This window comes from Soonwooa sp. T0.1_25 (genome assembly GCF_057652215.1).
The window spans coordinates 1-703 of the sequence record NZ_JBYFBZ010000055.1 but is presented as its reverse complement, the minus strand read 5'-3'; the positions used below and the strand labels follow the sequence as shown (position 1 = coordinate 703).

Sequence of the window (703 nt, the reverse complement as noted above, 5' to 3'; positions counted from 1 at the left end):
TTGCAGATAACGGAAAAAGTATTGGCGAAGTGCGGGACTTTTGAAGCCTAAAAATTCAACAAAAACCGAAAGTAGCAAACACTTTTTTCTTTTACTAAATTACACTTTTTTGTAAAATAAAAAAGTGTTTGCGGATAAAAAAGTAGAGTAGTTCAATTTTGCACTTCTCCCCGCATTTTGCCAATACACTGTTATCTGCAGGCGTTTTTTATACAAACCATTCTTTTCCATTATTCAGTCGAATTAAGAAGTCAGAAAATGAATTTCCAATTTCAATGAAATTATTTTCTTTCATATCAATAAAAGGACAAAGAATTATTTTCACATTTTTATTATTCAAGTTTAAAAGTGCAATAAATTCTCCGCCACCATTTCCTCCAATTCCAAAAATATTTTCTAGATTTTTTGTAATTTCATATTCACTATTATTTTCTAATAATTCTGTTTCAGCATCCCAAAGTGCAACATATTCAGCGCCAATAAAATTTTCATTTCCGCAAAAGTTCAATGCGAAGTTTTTATAATCTTCTGGAAATTTAAACCCAATTTTTTTCTCAATCTTTTCGAAATCAATATTTAGTTTTTCGGATCTTTTTTTCCATCCGTTTTTCAATAAAATTTCATTAATATTTTCCATTTTATTTTATGCGAGATTTTGGTAATACGCTTGCAGATAACGGAAAAAGTATTGGCGAAGTGCGGG

General features: G+C 29.4%; 1 protein-coding gene. It reads right to left on the bottom strand.

The features are described 5' to 3' along the window. Positions 1-208 precede the first annotated feature (208 nt). On the bottom strand, positions 209-637 hold the full coding sequence (locus tag AC23MB_RS14310; protein WP_487787648.1) for an SMI1/KNR4 family protein: 429 nt from the start codon (positions 635-637) through the stop codon (positions 209-211). Between the last annotated feature and the right edge of the window lie 66 nt (positions 638-703).

Coding starts and splice junctions, on each gene's coding strand:
- AC23MB_RS14310 (WP_487787648.1), bottom strand. CDS start 637: ATGGAAAATATTAATGAAATTTTATTGAAAAACGGATGGAAAAAAAGA.